This is a genomic window from Yersinia ruckeri ATCC 29473, assembly GCF_000754815.1.
Classification (GTDB): domain Bacteria; phylum Pseudomonadota; class Gammaproteobacteria; order Enterobacterales; family Enterobacteriaceae; genus Yersinia; species Yersinia ruckeri.
This window is the reverse complement of sequence record NZ_KN150747.1, coordinates 1,871,951-1,887,393: the sequence shown is the minus strand read 5'-3', so window position 1 is coordinate 1,887,393 and position 15,443 is coordinate 1,871,951. Positions and strand designations below refer to the sequence as shown.

Below are 15,443 nucleotides of genomic sequence, written 5' to 3'. Positions count from 1 at the left end.
CTCACTGAATATTAAAGGAAAAATGGGCTAACGCTCACTTTTCCTTGTGATATTTTCATATGAAAATCAATGAATCGCGCCGCCAGCAATCTGCAAATCATGATCAATCTGCAAAGCAATGGAAATCGCTAGCTCCAATGCAACCAGCACCGATTGCGCTGACATACTCGGCGCACCGGGGTGGTTGACAGCTTGTTCCGGCAAATAAGGGATATGAATAAAACCACCTTTGACATTGCCGGACTGATTTAACCGATGTAATAACCCATACATAACATGATTACAAACATAGGTACCTGCGGTCTGGGAAACCGAGGCAGGAATGCCAGCATCCCTGATCCCCTGCACCATGGCTTTAATGGGTAAACGGGTAAAGTAAGCTGCCGGGCCAGCGTCAATGATCGGCTGATCCACCGGTTGTTGACCTTTATTGTCTGGAATGCGGGCATCATCAATATTAATCGCCACTCGCTCAATAGTCATATCAGCGCGCCCCCCAGCTTGCCCGATAGCCAGTACCAGCGCTGGCTGTAGCTCATCTATTGCCACATTTAGCGCCGTCAATGCTTCACCAAAAACACAAGGTAACTGGCGCGCCACAACTCTGACCCCACCCAACATTAAATCATTCAGTTGCCTGACCACTTCCCAAGAGGGATTGACTCTCTCACCATCAAATGGCTCAAAACCGGTAATCAACACATTTTTCATCACTTCTCCTACAGGAACATCAGGAAATAGAGCAAGAATACGTTAACAATCAATAACGTTACGCCAGTTGGAATCTGTGCTTTAATCACCGCATTTTTATCCGGCAACTCCAATAATGCCGCCGGCACAATATTAAAGTTAGCGGCCATTGGCGTCATTAAGGTACCGCAATAACCGGAAAACATCCCGATTGCCGCCATCACCGCCGGATTACCGCCGTGCTGTAATACCAAAATTGGTATGCCGACCCCAGCAGTGACAATGGGGAAAGCAGCAAAAGCATTACCCATAATCATGGTCAGTACCGCCATGCCGATAGCATAGACGGCTACGGCAATAAAGCGATGATCGACTGCCAGATATTCCTGCGTTAAATGCGCTATCGCCGTTCCTACGCCCGCAGTGGTAAATAACAGCCCCAAAGTGGCCAGAATCTGCGGCAGAATAAAGGCCCAACCGATAGAGTCCAGCAAGCGACGAGCCTCCTGAATCGGCTGCGCAGCAGTTTCACCCGTCATGGCCACAGCAATGATCAGGCCAAGCACACAGCCCAATGTCATCGAGAATAACGTAACCAAAGTGGCATGATTACCGGCACCAAATACCCACAAATCTAACGCCGGAATATTATTGAACAGTAAAACGCCAATCACCGTGACAATAGGTATAGCCAGCGCTGGAATAAACAGTCGGTTCCCCAAACGTTTGGCACTCACCTCACGTTCAACTGGCGTACGCTGATGGTAGCTACCAAGACGTACACCACCCAAACCGGCGATCAGCGCCATAATGACCACCACAACACCGACCGCAATATTCAGGATGCGTTTTTCATCCGGCCCCTCTCCCGCCAACGTATTTGCCAAACGGTATGTCCAGTCGCCCACCAGGAAGACCATGCCATACAAACCCCAAAACAGGCCGGTAGTGATACGACGCGGATTAGCCTTATCGCGAAAGGACATCAAGGCCACGATCAGCAAAACCGAGCCGGCTAACCAGTAAAGATATTGTTGTTGGAAAATCATTTTGACGCCCCTTTTTCAGCCAGTGCCGACTGATTCAGCGCCGTCAATTCTGCCGCCAGTTGCTTGTCCAAACGTTGCAAGCGATAGGCGTGAATGATAAAGGCACAAATTGCGGTTGGAATTCCCCACAGAGCAATATGTAGCGGCTCGGTTTGGATGCCGCCGGATTCCAGCATAAAGTTATGCATAAAAATAATGGCACCGAAGGCGACAAAAATATCTTCTCCGAAGAATAGCCCGACGTTATCCGTTGCTGCCGACATGGCACGCAGGCGATAGCGTACTTTCTCTGGCAATTCCCCATAACGGGTTTCCGCAGCGCCCTCCGCCATCGGTGCCAACAGCGGACGCACCATTTGCGGGTGACCACCCAGACTGGTCAAACCCAGCGCTGCCGTGGCTTCGCGGATAAACAGATAGACAATCAGCAGACGACCAGAAGTCGCACTCTTAATTTGCGAAATCCAGCTTTGCGCCCGCTCTTTCAAGCCGTGGCGTTCCAGCAGACCGATAACTGCCAGCGGCAATAATAGAATCAATGGCAGGTTTCGAGTATTAAGAAAACCTTCACCCAATTTTTCCAAAATAGTGGCGATCGGCATTAAGGCCGCAACACCGGTAATAATACCCGCGGTAATCACCACCAATACGGCATTAATTCGCATTAAAAATCCGATGATAATGGCGGCGATACCGATAAGCGGCCAGAGATTAACTGTTGCTTCCAAATCTATTCTCCTGGGTTCTAATGAAGTTTTAACTGAATCCGCCCGAGCCAGGCGGTTATGATTATTGGTGCCCTATTAATCAGCACTGATGCTGATATTGTGCTGGATGAAACTGTCATAAAGACGGCGGGCAAAGACCAACGCATGTTCACCATCGCCGTGCACACAAACGGTATCCGCCTGTACCGCTACCCATGTTCCTTCCCGCGCCTGAACCCGCTGTTGCTGTACCATGGCCAGCGTTTGGGATAATGCCTGGGCATCGCTGTTGATCAGTGCATCTGGCTCATTACGAGGAACCAACGAACCATCAGCCTGATAGCGGCGGTCGGCGAACACTTCTTGCCGCGTTTGTAAACCGGCACGCTGCCCGGCAAGAATCAATTCACTCCCCGCCAGACCAACCAAACGTAAAGTAGGATCAACGGCTTTCACCGCCCGTGCAATCGCATCAGCCAACTGTGGATCGCGAGCCGCTTGGTTATATAACATGCCGTGTGGCTTCACATGCTGCATACGACCACCTTCGGCTTTCACCACCGCCGCCAACGCGCCTAGCTGATAAACCACTTGCGCGTAAACGGTTTCCGGTGGCAATTTCATCGCCGTGCGGCCAAAATTCTCCCGATCAGGAAAGCTGGGATGAGCACCGATCGCCACACCAAACTCCATGGCCCAGCGTACCGACTGGCGCATGATTTCTGCATCACCGGCATGGAATCCACAGGCGATATTCGCGGAACTGACCCACTGTAGTAGCTCGCGATCGTTGGCGCAGCCTTCGCCAAGATCAGCGTTTAAATCTACCTTCATTTGGCCTCCAGCGGACGAAAGCCTGCGGCTAAACCGAATTCAATCTGCTGTAAATAAAGCTGTTGTTCGGCCTTGGCTTGCAGCGCATCTTCAAGGGTAGACTTGACAAAATGCACCGATTCGCCCAAGCGAATCTGCGCCAAATGGAAGAGATCGGCTTCGATCACGCAGGCAATTCGCGGGTAACCACCGGTAGTCTGTGCATCTGCCATCAACACAATCGGCAGGCCGTTATGGGGAACCTGCACCACACCGGGCAATAAGCCGTGAGACAGCATTTCCCGCTGAGTAGTACGAGCCAATGCCCCGCCGGTCAGTCGATAGCCCATACGATTACTTTGTGGACTAAGCTGCCAGGCACTGCGCCAAAACGCCTCTTGCGCACTGGCTGAGAATTGGTGATATTCTGGCCCAGGAACAGCGCGTACTCGGTTGCCGAATAATAATTGTTTGATTCCAACGGATGCATTAGGTAAACGGGTCACTTTGCCCAGTGGCAGTTCGTCACCTTCTTTAATTAATCGCCCCTGATGACCACCAAATCCAGCCTTCAGATCAGTACTGCGTGAGCCAAGCATTTCGGGCACGTCAATACCGCCGGAAATAGCCAGATAACTACGCATTCCCCGCACCGGTACGCTGAGCTGAATACGCTGACCCGCTTTGACCGGATAACGCCAGCCAGTCCATAAGGATTGATGATCAAGTTTGCTATCACAGCCAGCACCAGTGACGGCAATCCAGCCAGCTTGGGTAAATTCCGCGCTGAATTGTCCTAGGGTAATTTCAAGAGCCGCATCACCGGGCGCATTGCCGACCAGCATATTGGCCATTTTTAACGCTGGCAGATCCAGCCCCCCACCCTGGCTGATCCCCAAGCGACGGAAACCGGGCCGTCCTTCATCCTGAATAGTGGTATAGATACCCGCACGGATAATTTTTAACATACTCCCTCCTTCATCGGCACAAAGCGCACGTTATCGCCGGGCCGTAGCAAGGTTGGTGGCATTTCCAGCGGGTTAAACAGTGCCAGTGCAGTACGGCCAATCAACTGCCAGCCACCGGGCGTCGCCAGCGGATAAATACCCGTCTGGCTGCCACCGATGCCGACAGAACCCGGAACGACCACCAGCCGTGGTTCAGCACGACGGGGGGTGGACAGCGCCTCTGGCATACCGCCCAAATAGGAAAATCCGGGCTGGAAGCCAAGGAAATAGACGATATAGCTTGCAGCAGAATGGCATGCTACTACCTGACGTGGCGTTAAGCCGGTATGACGGGCAACCTCATCCAGATCGGGGCCAGCTGCGCCACCGTAAATCACCGGAATATCAATATCACGGGATTCCAGTTGCAAAGATTCACCGTCTTCCCACCAGCGCTGTAAACGTTCAATAGCATCCCATGCCGTTTGTTGCGGATTTTCCAACAACAGCGTTAAGTTATTCATGCCAGGAATAGCTTCACGTACATCAGGATGATGAATCAAACGATCCGCCAACCCCCAGATACGTTGTTGGTTTTCCAGCGTCACCGGCGGCTCAAGTTCCAGAACTACCGCGCTTTCTCCCAAAAGGTAACATCGTGCTCGTTGCAATCCTGTTCTCCCTGTTTTTTATAAGACTTTGACTGTTTCTGAAATTTAATAATTATTAGTCAGGAATACATAATTATGCTTTAGCGTATTAAAACTGTCAATAGCCGGGTAACAACAGAAGATGGGAGATTAATCAACAAATAAGGGTGAAAAAGCCATATTAGCCACAAAAAAAACAGTATTTTCCTATTTTAAAGGCATATTTTATTCTTTGAAGGTTTTTTTTCTTATTTAGAATCAGTAGCAAGGTATTAAAGATTATGAGAAATCTCATCTCTACCCATAATTATGCATTAAAGTGGATTTTAATCGGATAAAAAGGCGTAGTCTTTGGTTTTCGCCAAGATAAGTCATGCCATCCGCTGATAGGATGGCGTGAAGTATTCAATGCTCAGGCCGGATTGGGAATATCGATAAACGTCACGTCAAAACCCTGTTGCGCCGCCAGCCATTCCCCCAGAGCTTTAATACCATAACGCTCGGTAGCATGGTGCCCGGCCGCATAGAAATTCACCCCCATTTCACGGGCAATATGAATGGTCTGCTCGGAAACCTCACCAGTAATAAAGGCATCAACCCCAAAATCAGCGGCCTGTTGAATATAGCCCTGCCCACCACCGGTACACCAAGCCACGCGGCGAATTTCTGCTGGTGCATGGTCACCGCAATGCAATACCGAACGACCCAACAGTGCTTCCAAACGTTCTTTCAGCGCCAAATTAGTGATCGGTTGCTCAAACTGACCATAGGGCAGCAAGGCCTCGATCTCGCCCTTTACATCAATATTCAACAGCTTGGCTAATTGGGCATTGTTACCCAAAGTAGGATGCGCATCTAACGGCAAATGGTAACCGTACAGATTAATATCTTCGGTCAGCAGGGTTTTTAACCGATTCCGTTTCATACCTCGCACCATCACTGGCTCGTTTTTCCAAAAATAGCCGTGGTGAACCAGAATCGCATCAGCTCGATGCTCAACGGCGGCATCCAGCAATGCCTGGCTGGCGGTAACACCAGTGACAATCCGCTGAACATCAGGGCGTCCTTCTACCTGTAAACCGTTCGGCGCATAATCCTGAAAGGCCGTGGTATTCAGTTGGGTGTTAAGCAGGATTTCCAATTCATCATTACGCATGCTTTTATCTCGTACCATCGTTATTGGCGTTAACATACCCGCCAACTTCTGTGAAAGCAAACCGGCGAATTTTAGAATTGCTGGCGCTCACCCTGATCCATAAAGATAAATTTAACGCCAAGATCATTCCCTTGCTGTAATTCGTCGGCAATGATCTGACGGCTATTTACCCCCTGTTGCAGGGAAGGTTTAATATGGCTGATCACCACCGGCAGGTCTTTCAACGGCTGCTTACTCTCACCACTGTATTTCGCCAAATTCTTCAGCTCTGTCAGTAACCATTTGGGTGTCAAATGACCATAAAGTTTGCCGTCAGCCACATTATTTGGGTAGGAAACCTCAATAATGATGCCCTTCAACTGCTGCTGTTTGACTTTTTCACCCAAAATGCGCCAGATCTGATCGAGATTCTTTGAGTTCTCCACCGCGTCCGAACCCGTATCACCAAAATAGGCAAAGGACTCATTGTTTTGGCTAATCAATAGCATCGAGGATGGGGATTGATCGTGGCTAAGGGGATAAATTTCGCCGAGCAGTCGGGTGAGTCCAATGGTGAAACTCTGGGCGGGTCGTTTCGCCTCCAAACGATAAGTTCCCAGGCGTGTGCCGCTACCCGAATCGGTAAAGTTCGGCCAGACACGCCAGTTAAAATAGTAATTTCTCAGCGTTTCTACGGTCGAAGCCGTGCCATAAAGGGTTTTTTTACTGTCTTCTGGAGAGGCAATAATCAGCCCAGCCACATGGTCTAGATGGGCATGACTGATAAAATAACTGTTAATACGCTGACGGAGAATATAACCCTGACGAGTAAAAGGTGCCGCCATTTGATCAGTAACATCGGCGAAATGGCCGTTATCCAACGCCTTACTGATGCCTGGTAGTAGCGAACCGGCATCCAATGCCAAATAAAGTGGATTATTATCACCACGAATTAAATACGAAGTGAGATTGCCATCGCTGACGCCACCGTCTACCCCGAGGGCGACCACCTCAAATCCTCCCCAGCTCAATGAAGAATAAAGACTAAAAATCAGGGCTAACCCTTTGTTGAACATACTGGCTCCTTGCTATTAACTCTTTTGGGGATGAAACCGTCTGGCGGCCTCAAATGCAGCCAGGGTATCCAGTCTGGCTTGCTTGTGATCAACCATCGGCAACGGATAGTCCAGATGTTGCTGTTGCCGCTGCGCCCAACGCCAAGGTTGATGAATATCACTGGCTGGTACCGCCGCTAACTCAGGTAACCAGTGACGGATAAAGACACCGTGTTTATCGAATCGCTCCCCTTGGGTTGTCGGGTTGAAAATACGAAAATAAGGTGCCGAATCCGTGCCAGTGGATGCTGCCCATTGCCAACCGCCGTTATTGGCAGCCAGATCACCGTCTAACAATTTGGACATGAAATAACGCTCGCCTTGACGCCAATCCACCAATAAATCTTTGACCAAAAAACTGGCCGTTATCATTCGCAGCCGATTATGCATCCATCCAGTAGCATTCATCTGGCGCATAGCTGCATCAACAATCGGATAACCGGTCATGCCCTGTTGCCATGCCTGTAGCCTCTCTGCGTCAGTGTTCCATCGTACCTCATCCGTCCAGCCAATAAATGGGCGATGCTGGCATAATCGCGGATAAGCGACCAAGAGATGCCGATAAAACTCACGCCAAATCAGTTCATTAAGCCAGCTAAAGGCACCGCTATCTGGCTGTTCCAACATATCAGGGCATTCAACCCTCAGCCGGTTAAAGCACTGACGAGGGGATAATTGCCCGATTGCCAGATAAGGCGATAACTGGCTGGTTCCGGCAATGGCTGGCAAATCTCGCTGTTGGTGATAATCCCGCACCGGTTCCCGGCAAAACTGACGCAAACGCTGCAATGCCGCCTCTTCTCCTGCTGGAAACAGGACGCTATCCACGTTTTCAGTCGGATAGTCGAACGGCGCAAGTGGCTGGATGGTGGTAATCGGCTCTCCACGAGCTCTCGGTGCTGGTACACACTGGCAATCACTTATTAATAAGCGTTGAATAAAAGCGCGACGAAACGGGGTATAAATCTTATACATATCGCCGTTTCCAGTCAGTACGCTACCAGGTGCCAATAGTAGGCTGTCGTGATATCCCTGACAGGCAACTTGCCCGCGCAAACTGTCTTCCAGTTCAGCATCACGTCGCCGTTCATTCAATTCATATTGATGATTATAAAACAGTTTATCGACCTGTTTTTCCCGGCTGAAAGCCGCTAACCAACGCCGCGAGGCATCAAAATCATGGCATTGGTGGTAATACAAAGGGATACTGCGCAAAGCGAGCGCCTGCTGTAAACATTGTAGATTTTGCTGGATAAAGGTTGCTTGCTTTGGCGACATATTATGAGCGGCCCACTGCTGTGGCGTAGCAATAAATACCGCGATCACCTGAGCCTGCGGATCCTGACAAGCGGCGTGCAGTGCCAGATTATCCGTGACACGCAGGTCATGACGAAACCAGATTAGGTGGGTGGCCATTATTATCCTTTTGTCTAACTAAATAGAGATAACCGATTCACTCAAACCCAGTACGTGAGGATTCTGAGCACTGCGTAATCCCGAAATGGCGACGCGCAGTAGCCGATCACTGACCAAGTCGAGGGCGTAGCGAGCTAGCCAACTTCGGGTGCGCCCAGCGCACAAGAACCGGAGCGTACACATAGTACGTGAGGATTCTGAGCACTGCGTAATCCCGAAATGGCGACGCGCAGTAGCCGATCACCGACCAAGTCGAGGGCGTAGCGAGCTAGCCAACTTCGGGTGCGCCCAGCGCACAAGAACCGGAGCGTACACATAGTACGTGAGGATTCTGAGCACTGCGTAATCCCGAAATGGCGACGCGCAGTAGCCGATCACCTAGTGACCGTAGCGCAACCGCAACGCTTCCGGATACGGATCAAAATACCGCTGCTGCGCTAAATACGGGTCTGGATATTCCGCCATATAGTGTTTTATTAACGTTATTGGTGCTAATAGCGGCTGCATGCCTTGTCGATAGCGATCGATTAGCTGGGCTAGCTCTTGCCTTTGAGCTGGATTGAGATGGCGGCGGAAATAACCTTGCACGTGCATTAATACGTTGGTGTGATTACTTCGGGTGGCTTTGTTGGCGAGCAGGTGCATGAGTCGAAGGCGGTATTCTTTGGCGAAATCTTCCAGTGATGTCCATTGGTCCATGGTGGCAACAAACGGCCCTATCTGACGATATTCTGGTTGGGAATGAGCCAGCAATGACAGTTTGTAGCGGCTATGAAACGCCATCAGGCCACCACGGGTTAACCCTTCTTTCCATAGGGCATTGAGCTCGGCCAGGGCATAGATGCGTTCGACAAAATTCTCACGCAGTTGTGAGTCTTGTAGACGACCGTCTTCTTCTATTGGTAGCCACGGCATCTGTTTGAGTAATTCCTGAGCAAAAATACCGGTGCCATTTTTTTTCGAGAAATCGCCTTTTTCGCTGTAAACCCGGACTCGCTCCATGCCGCAGCTAGGTGATTTTGCACACAGAATGTAGCCGCATAAGTGACCGAAATGCTTAACCCTTTCCATCGAGAAGCTTTGCATGGCAGCGGTCATGTCCTGACTGTCATCATTGCTGGAACGAATGATGACTTTATCTTGCTGGCGTACCAGGCGCAATGCTGGGCGAGGTGACGGCAAGCCGATGGCCATTTCTGGGCATACCATTTCAAACTCTATATAAGGAGCCAATTCTTCAGTCGCAAAACCCAGTTTTTTATGTCCGCCATCAAAGCGAACGGTACTGCCAAGCAGGCAAGCACTGATACCCACTGGAATTTTTTCACCCATCGTTCACTCCCTCGGATTATCCATCAAATACAGAAAAAACAGGCTCCTATATATCTGTGTGTTTATAGGATGATCTGTCTTATTACTAATAAAGCATAACGGTTATTGCATCAAATAACCGGATTGGCGGATAAATTCTATTTTTCGGGGTAATGTCTGGTGCTGTAGGCGTGAAGAACCATCAGAATGACAAGATTTTGCTTGGGTTGCCTGATATTTTTTATCGCACGATTCAATGGTATTACCGCTAAAAGTGTTCATTACGCGGCTTTGCTACCGTTGAAATAACAAATGCCGCCCAGCGAACGCTGACCGGCATTGATTTCATAACGGTTTTTTATTTATCGATAAATTCAGTAAAAATCCCGCGCGGCGGATTCAGACTGCGCCAACCAAACGGGTTTATCGCTGGTTTTCAGCCAAATACGGTGCAAATAGCTGTAAAAACGTGCGCGATCACGGCGAAATAGCATCACTGGTGAAGCCAAGACACCCATCAGGATTACTGCGCTACGGCGCAGGAGAACCTGATGCAATGGATATACATTGTACATAGACATAGCGATCCTCCTTTAAAAGCACCGTTCTGTAATGCTGACGAAACAGCGTCTGCGAAATGGATTTACAGTCTGGCACTAAAAAATAAATAAGTTAGTGAATGTGAAAACTGAACAAAATTTTACCGCATAGGATGAAACTTTACCACTCATCCGACCACTGAAAGACAGAAAAAATCCCAAAATTAGCCTAAAAATGTAATTTTGTTACCGAACGGTTAATTAGAATCCATGAATGATTACAAAATAGCTACCTTGCGAGCCGTGGAAATTTACAATCAACACTATTTTTAAATAGGTATGAATTTTCTACTCAGAATTTCACGACAGAAACCCACTAACTCAAAATAACGCCGCTTTATGACGTTTTATTGACCGTCTTTATACTTTTTTTACACGCCAGACCGATTTTTTATCGGGAACTATACTTAGAGCTTTGTAACCTCATGTTATCGAAAAACTACACCTGTGGAGGTGTCACGTGAGTTTCAGCATCATTTCTGGTGCGCTGCTAGTCCTGCTGCTGCTTGGCTATCTGGTTTATGCCCTGTTTAATGCGGAGGACTTTTAAATGGCAGCGTCAGCTTTCCTGTTTATCGCCAGTTTCCTACTGGTTCTATTGGTGCTATCCCGTTCATTGGGTGGTTTTTTGGCTCATTTGATTGAAGGAGAACCCTTCCCCAGATTACAGCGCATAGAGTCTGCTATTTGGCGCTGTAGTGGAGTCAAAAATGAAGAGATGAATGCATGGCAGTACGCACTGGCGATTTTGCTTTTTAACCTGTTGGGTGCGTTGCTGTTATTCATATTATTAATAACTCAAGGATCATTACCCCTCAATCCGCAACAATTTCCGGGGATGTCGTGGCATCTCGCGCTGAATACTGCGGTTAGTTTTGTCACCAACACCAATTGGCAAGCGTATAGCGGGGAAAGCACCCTGAGCTACCTCAGCCAAATGGCCGGTTTGACGGTACAAAACTTCCTGTCCGCCGCCACCGGTATTGCCGTGGTCTTTGCCCTGATTCGCGCTTTTGCCCGTCATTCATCCACGACGCTGGGCAATGCCTGGGTCGATATTTGGCGCATCACGCTGTACCTGTTATTGCCGTTGGCGCTGATCCTTGCTCTGGTATTTGTCAGCCAGGGCGTCTTGCAAAATCTTGAAGCCTACCAGCACATCACGACGCTGGAGGGAGCAAAACAGATTTTGCCAATGGGTCCGGTAGCCTCACAGGAAGCCATTAAACTGCTGGGTACCAACGGCGGTGGTTTCTTCGGTGCCAACTCCGCTCATCCATTTGAAAATCCAACGGCTTTCAGCAACTTATTGCAAATGCTAGCCATCTTTCTTATCCCTTGCGCCCTGTGCTTTTCATTTGGTCAGGTGGTCGGTGATAACCGTCAGGGGCATACATTAATTTGGGCGATGGCGCTGATTTTTATCGCTGCCGTGCTGGTGGTGATTTATGCCGAAACAGCAGGTAACCCACATTTAATGCTGCTGGGCGCAGATAGCAATATCAATATGGAAGGTAAGGAAAGCCGCTTTGGCATTCTGGCTTCCAGTATGTATGCCGTGGTAACCACCGCCGCATCCTGTGGTGCAGTTAACGCCATGCATGACTCCTTTACTGCATTAGGCGGGATGGTTCCGCTGTGGCTGATGCAAATTGGCGAAGTCGTGTTCGGTGGCGTGGGTTCTGGTCTTTACGGCATGCTGCTGTTCGTGCTGTTAACCGTGTTTATCGCTGGGTTGATGATTGGCCGCACACCCGAATATCTGGGCAAAAAAATCGATGTGTTCGATATGAAAATGACCGCTCTGGCCATTTTGGTCACGCCGACTCTGGTGCTCTTGGGCACCGCTCTGGCACTCAGCACCGACGCCGGACGGGCGGGTATTCTCAATCCGGGAGCGCACGGATTCAGTGAGGTACTTTACGCTTTTTCATCGGCAGCCAACAACAACGGCAGCGCCTTTGCTGGCCTGAGTGTCAATACTCCGTTCTACAACCTACTGTTGGCATTGGCCATGTTCCTCGGTCGCTTTGGCGTCATTCTGCCCGTTCTGGCTATTGCCGGCTCTCTGGTCAGTAAGAAACGTCAACCCGCCGGTAATGGCACTTTACCCACCTGCGGCCCATTATTTATCGGCCTGTTGGTAGGAACGATCATGCTCGTGGGGGCGCTGACCTTTATTCCTGCCCTGGCATTAGGCCCGGTGGCTGAACATCTGCAAATCTGGTTAACACACTAATTATTAATAAATGATTGATGTTAACAATAATTTGGTTGTAGAGAGAGAACACATATGACTCGCAAACAACGCGCGATCTTTGAGCCTGCACTGGTTCGCACTGCGCTGATCGATGCTGTGAAAAAGCTGGACCCGCGTGTCCAATGGCGTAACCCGGTGATGTTCGTGGTGTATCTGGGCAGTTGGTTGACTACCGCCATCTGGCTGGCCATTCTCGCTGGTCAAACTGGTGGCAACGCTCTGTTCACTGGTAACGTCGCTTTGTGGTTATGGTTTACCGTGCTGTTTGCCAACTTCGCCGAAGCGTTGGCTGAAGGGCGTAGTAAAGCACAGGCCGAAAGCCTGAAAGGCGTAAAAAAGACTAGCTGGGCCAAAAAACTGATCGCGGCGCGCTACGATGCACCACAGGAAAAAGTTTCTGCTGATAGCCTGCGTAAGGGTGATCTGGTTTTGATCGAAGCCGGAGATATCGTGCCTTGCGATGGCGAAGTGCTGGAAGGGGGTGCCTCGGTGGATGAAAGCGCCATCACCGGCGAGTCTGCACCGGTGATTCGCGAATCCGGAGGGGATTTCTCTTCAGTGATCGGCGGGACTCGCGTGCTATCCGACTGGTTGGTTGTGCAGTGTAGCGTCAACCCTGGAGAAACCTTTCTCGATCGCATGATCTCAATGGTTGAAGGCGCGAAACGGCGTAAAACTCCCAATGAAGTGGCGCTCACTATTTTGCTGGTCGCATTGACCATCGTCTTCTTGCTGGCGACAGCAACCCTGTATCCGTTCTCGCTATTTAGCGTTGAGGCCAATCAAGCCGGTAGTCCGGTGAGCATTACCGTGCTGGTCGCCTTGTTGGTCTGTCTGATTCCTACCACTATCGGCGGTTTGCTTTCCGCCATTGGTGTGGCCGGAATGAGTAGAATGCTGGGCGCAAACGTGATTGCCACCAGCGGACGAGCCGTTGAAGCCGCCGGAGATGTGGACGTGCTTTTGCTGGATAAAACCGGCACCATTACGCTGGGCAACAGACAGGCATCGGAGTTCCTGCCTGCTCCGGGTGTCACTGAGCAGCAATTGGCTGATGCGGCACAGTTGTCGTCGCTGGCGGATGAAACCCCAGAAGGCCGCAGCATTGTCGTTCTGGCTAAACAGCGCTTCAATCTACGCGAACGAGATATCCACGCACTAAATGCAACCTTTGTGCCCTTCTCCGCTCAAACCCGTATGAGCGGTGTAAACGTGCAAGACCGCATGATTCGCAAAGGTGCCGTGGATGCTATCCGCCGTCACGTGGAATCTAATCACGGTCATTTCCCACGCGCTGTAGACGACCTGGTTGAACGCGTCGCTAAAACCGGTGGCACGCCGCTGGTGGTGGCTGAAGGGGCGCGAGTTTTAGGTGTCGTTGCACTGAAAGATATAGTAAAAGGCGGAATTAAAGAACGTTTTGCCGAGTTACGCAAAATGGGGATTAAAACCGTGATGATTACCGGTGATAATCGTCTAACCGCCGCGGCTATTGCCGCCGAAGCTGGGGTGGATGATTTTCTGGCCGAAGCGACACCGGAAGCCAAACTGGCGCTGATTCGTCAATATCAGGCCGAGGGCCGCTTGGTGGCAATGACCGGTGATGGAACCAATGATGCACCGGCACTGGCTCAGGCTGACGTTGCCGTGGCAATGAATTCCGGTACTCAGGCGGCGAAAGAAGCGGGTAATATGGTGGATCTGGATTCCAATCCCACCAAATTGATTGAAGTGGTACACATCGGTAAACAAATGCTGATGACCCGTGGCTCTCTGACGACCTTCAGTATCGCCAACGATGTGGCGAAGTATTTTGCCATTATCCCAGCGGCATTTGCTGCGACCTATCCACAGTTAAACGCACTGAACGTGATGCAATTGCACTCGCCTTCGTCAGCCATTTTGTCTGCGGTCATTTTTAACGCCTTGGTGATTGTGTTCTTGATTCCACTGGCGTTAAAGGGCGTCAGCTATAAGGCGATGAGTGCATCGGCATTGTTACGCCGTAATCTATGGATCTACGGTTTAGGCGGTTTGTTGGTGCCTTTCCTCGGGATCAAACTGATCGATCTGGCGTTGACCGCATTGAACATGGGCTAATTTATCCACTAATTAATGCCGGGTCAGTGTTGTCCGGCTTGTATGAATAACGAGGTTTTTATGCTGTCTTATTTACGCCCAGCGTTGGTATTGGTGATTTTATTAACCCTAATGACTGGCATTGCCTATCCCCTGCTGACTACGGGTCTGGCACAGGTTATCTTTACCGATAAAGCCAATGGATCGCTGATGAATCTGGGTGACGAAGTCGTTGGCTCAGCCCTCATCGGGCAGTCCTTTACCCAACCGGGTTATTTCGCCGGTCGCCCATCAGTCACTGCGGATATGCCTTATAATGCCATGTCGTCTGGTGGTAGTAACTTAGCCTCCAGTAATCCGGCGCTGGATAAAATCATCAGCGAACGCGTCGCAGCACAGCGTCTGGCTAATCCCGACCAATCCGGCTCGGTTCCTGTGGATTTAGTGACGGCCTCAGCCAGTGGCCTAGACCCACAAATCTCGTTAGAGGCCGCCTATTATCAAGCTAATCGCGTGGCTAAAGCTCGTCAGTTGCCGTTATCGGCAGTACAACAGTTGATTACCAAAAACGAACAGAAAGCTGCACCTAATTTCATCGGTGAAAACGTGGTAAACGTGCTGACATTAAATATGGCGCTGGATAGCCTGAAGCCCATTAAACAATAAGGAAAG

15 protein-coding genes are annotated in these 15,443 nt (G+C 49.9%); 4 read left to right on the top strand and 11 right to left on the bottom strand.

What is annotated here, in order from left to right:
• Positions 1-66 precede the first annotated feature (66 nt).
• The 11 genes from pcp to DJ39_RS08350 all read right to left on the bottom strand — a co-directional run bounded on the left by pcp (position 67) and on the right by DJ39_RS08350 (position 10,414).
• Positions 67-711: a pyroglutamyl-peptidase I gene (gene pcp, locus DJ39_RS08400; RefSeq protein ID WP_004722190.1), complete on the bottom strand. Its 645-nt coding sequence runs from the start codon at positions 709-711 to the stop codon at positions 67-69.
• Between the two features lie 8 nt (positions 712-719).
• The gene (locus tag DJ39_RS08395) at positions 720-1,739 is read right to left on the bottom strand and encodes a DUF979 domain-containing protein (protein WP_038244492.1); all 1,020 of its coding nucleotides are present in this window, start codon (positions 1,737-1,739) and stop codon (positions 720-722) included.
• Positions 1,736-2,467 carry a DUF969 domain-containing protein gene (locus DJ39_RS08390; protein ID WP_004722195.1) on the bottom strand — a complete coding sequence of 244 codons (732 nt, stop codon included), beginning with the start codon at positions 2,465-2,467 and terminating at the stop codon, positions 1,736-1,738. The genes DJ39_RS08395 and DJ39_RS08390 overlap by 4 nt, the downstream gene beginning before the upstream one ends.
• Before the next feature lie 75 nt (positions 2,468-2,542).
• Positions 2,543-3,280, bottom strand: a complete 738-nt coding sequence (pxpA, locus tag DJ39_RS08385) for a 5-oxoprolinase subunit PxpA (protein WP_038244495.1) — start codon at positions 3,278-3,280, stop codon at positions 2,543-2,545.
• Positions 3,277-4,227 (bottom strand): 5-oxoprolinase subunit PxpC, encoded by a 951-nt coding sequence (gene pxpC / locus DJ39_RS08380; protein ID WP_038244499.1) that lies wholly within the window; start codon positions 4,225-4,227, stop codon positions 3,277-3,279. The genes pxpA and pxpC overlap by 4 nt, the downstream gene beginning before the upstream one ends.
• Complete coding sequence (gene pxpB, locus DJ39_RS08375) at positions 4,221-4,877, bottom strand: 5-oxoprolinase subunit PxpB (RefSeq protein ID WP_038244502.1); 657 nt, start codon at positions 4,875-4,877, stop codon at positions 4,221-4,223. The genes pxpC and pxpB overlap by 7 nt, the downstream gene beginning before the upstream one ends.
• Positions 4,878-5,268: 391 nt before the next feature.
• Positions 5,269-6,012 (bottom strand): type 2 GTP cyclohydrolase I, encoded by a 744-nt coding sequence (locus tag DJ39_RS08370; protein ID WP_038244504.1) that lies wholly within the window; start codon positions 6,010-6,012, stop codon positions 5,269-5,271.
• 71 nt (positions 6,013-6,083) lie between these two features.
• Entirely contained in the window at positions 6,084-7,067 is a 984-nt protein-coding gene (locus DJ39_RS08365; RefSeq protein ID WP_004722204.1) for an MBL fold metallo-hydrolase, read from the bottom strand.
• A 15-nt stretch (positions 7,068-7,082) separates the two neighbouring features.
• Positions 7,083-8,522 carry a deoxyribodipyrimidine photo-lyase gene (phrB, locus tag DJ39_RS08360; RefSeq protein WP_004722206.1) on the bottom strand — a complete coding sequence of 480 codons (1,440 nt, stop codon included), beginning with the start codon at positions 8,520-8,522 and terminating at the stop codon, positions 7,083-7,085.
• Between the two features lie 378 nt (positions 8,523-8,900).
• Positions 8,901-9,854 carry a YbgA family protein gene (locus DJ39_RS08355; protein WP_038245903.1) on the bottom strand — a complete coding sequence of 318 codons (954 nt, stop codon included), beginning with the start codon at positions 9,852-9,854 and terminating at the stop codon, positions 8,901-8,903.
• A gap of 353 nt (positions 9,855-10,207) precedes the next feature.
• Complete coding sequence (locus DJ39_RS08350) at positions 10,208-10,414, bottom strand: YbfA family protein (protein WP_038245917.1); 207 nt, start codon at positions 10,412-10,414, stop codon at positions 10,208-10,210.
• Positions 10,415-10,892: 478 nt separating this feature from the next.
• Here DJ39_RS08350 and DJ39_RS08345 point away from each other — a divergent pair, with 478 nt between their 5' ends.
• The 4 genes from DJ39_RS08345 to kdpC are packed head-to-tail and all read left to right on the top strand — an operon-like array spanning position 10,893 to position 15,437.
• A complete protein-coding gene (locus DJ39_RS08345) occupies positions 10,893-10,982 on the top strand; it encodes a K(+)-transporting ATPase subunit F (RefSeq protein WP_032907040.1) in 90 nt (29 codons plus the stop codon).
• Complete coding sequence (kdpA, locus tag DJ39_RS08340; protein WP_004721885.1) at positions 10,983-12,671, top strand: potassium-transporting ATPase subunit KdpA; 1,689 nt, start codon at positions 10,983-10,985, stop codon at positions 12,669-12,671.
• Between the two features lie 54 nt (positions 12,672-12,725).
• Positions 12,726-14,792 carry a potassium-transporting ATPase subunit KdpB gene (gene kdpB / locus DJ39_RS08335; protein WP_004721882.1) on the top strand — a complete coding sequence of 689 codons (2,067 nt, stop codon included), beginning with the start codon at positions 12,726-12,728 and terminating at the stop codon, positions 14,790-14,792.
• Between the two features lie 60 nt (positions 14,793-14,852).
• The gene (kdpC, locus tag DJ39_RS08330; protein ID WP_271301296.1) at positions 14,853-15,437 is read left to right on the top strand and encodes a potassium-transporting ATPase subunit KdpC; all 585 of its coding nucleotides are present in this window, start codon (positions 14,853-14,855) and stop codon (positions 15,435-15,437) included.
• The last annotated feature ends 6 nt before the right edge of the window (positions 15,438-15,443 follow it).

What these genes read in the sequence shown, in the direction of transcription:
- pcp (WP_004722190.1), bottom strand. Translation starts at nt 711, where the DNA reads ATGAAAAATGTGTTGATTACCGGTTTTGAGCCATTTGATGGTGAGAGA.
- DJ39_RS08395 (WP_038244492.1), bottom strand. Translation starts at nt 1,739, where the DNA reads ATGATTTTCCAACAACAATATCTTTACTGGTTAGCCGGCTCGGTTTTG.
- pxpA (WP_038244495.1), bottom strand. Translation starts at nt 3,280, where the DNA reads ATGAAGGTAGATTTAAACGCTGATCTTGGCGAAGGCTGCGCCAACGAT.
- pxpC (WP_038244499.1), bottom strand. Translation starts at nt 4,227, where the DNA reads ATGTTAAAAATTATCCGTGCGGGTATCTATACCACTATTCAGGATGAA.
- DJ39_RS08370 (WP_038244504.1), bottom strand. Translation starts at nt 6,012, where the DNA reads ATGCGTAATGATGAATTGGAAATCCTGCTTAACACCCAACTGAATACC.
- DJ39_RS08365 (WP_004722204.1), bottom strand. Translation starts at nt 7,067, where the DNA reads ATGTTCAACAAAGGGTTAGCCCTGATTTTTAGTCTTTATTCTTCATTG.
- phrB (WP_004722206.1), bottom strand. Translation starts at nt 8,522, where the DNA reads ATGGCCACCCACCTAATCTGGTTTCGTCATGACCTGCGTGTCACGGAT.
- DJ39_RS08355 (WP_038245903.1), bottom strand. Translation starts at nt 9,854, where the DNA reads ATGGGTGAAAAAATTCCAGTGGGTATCAGTGCTTGCCTGCTTGGCAGT.
- DJ39_RS08350 (WP_038245917.1), bottom strand. Translation starts at nt 10,414, where the DNA reads ATGTCTATGTACAATGTATATCCATTGCATCAGGTTCTCCTGCGCCGT.
- kdpA (WP_004721885.1), top strand. Translation starts at nt 10,983, where the DNA reads ATGGCAGCGTCAGCTTTCCTGTTTATCGCCAGTTTCCTACTGGTTCTA.
- kdpB (WP_004721882.1), top strand. Translation starts at nt 12,726, where the DNA reads ATGACTCGCAAACAACGCGCGATCTTTGAGCCTGCACTGGTTCGCACT.
- kdpC (WP_271301296.1), top strand. Translation starts at nt 14,853, where the DNA reads ATGCTGTCTTATTTACGCCCAGCGTTGGTATTGGTGATTTTATTAACC.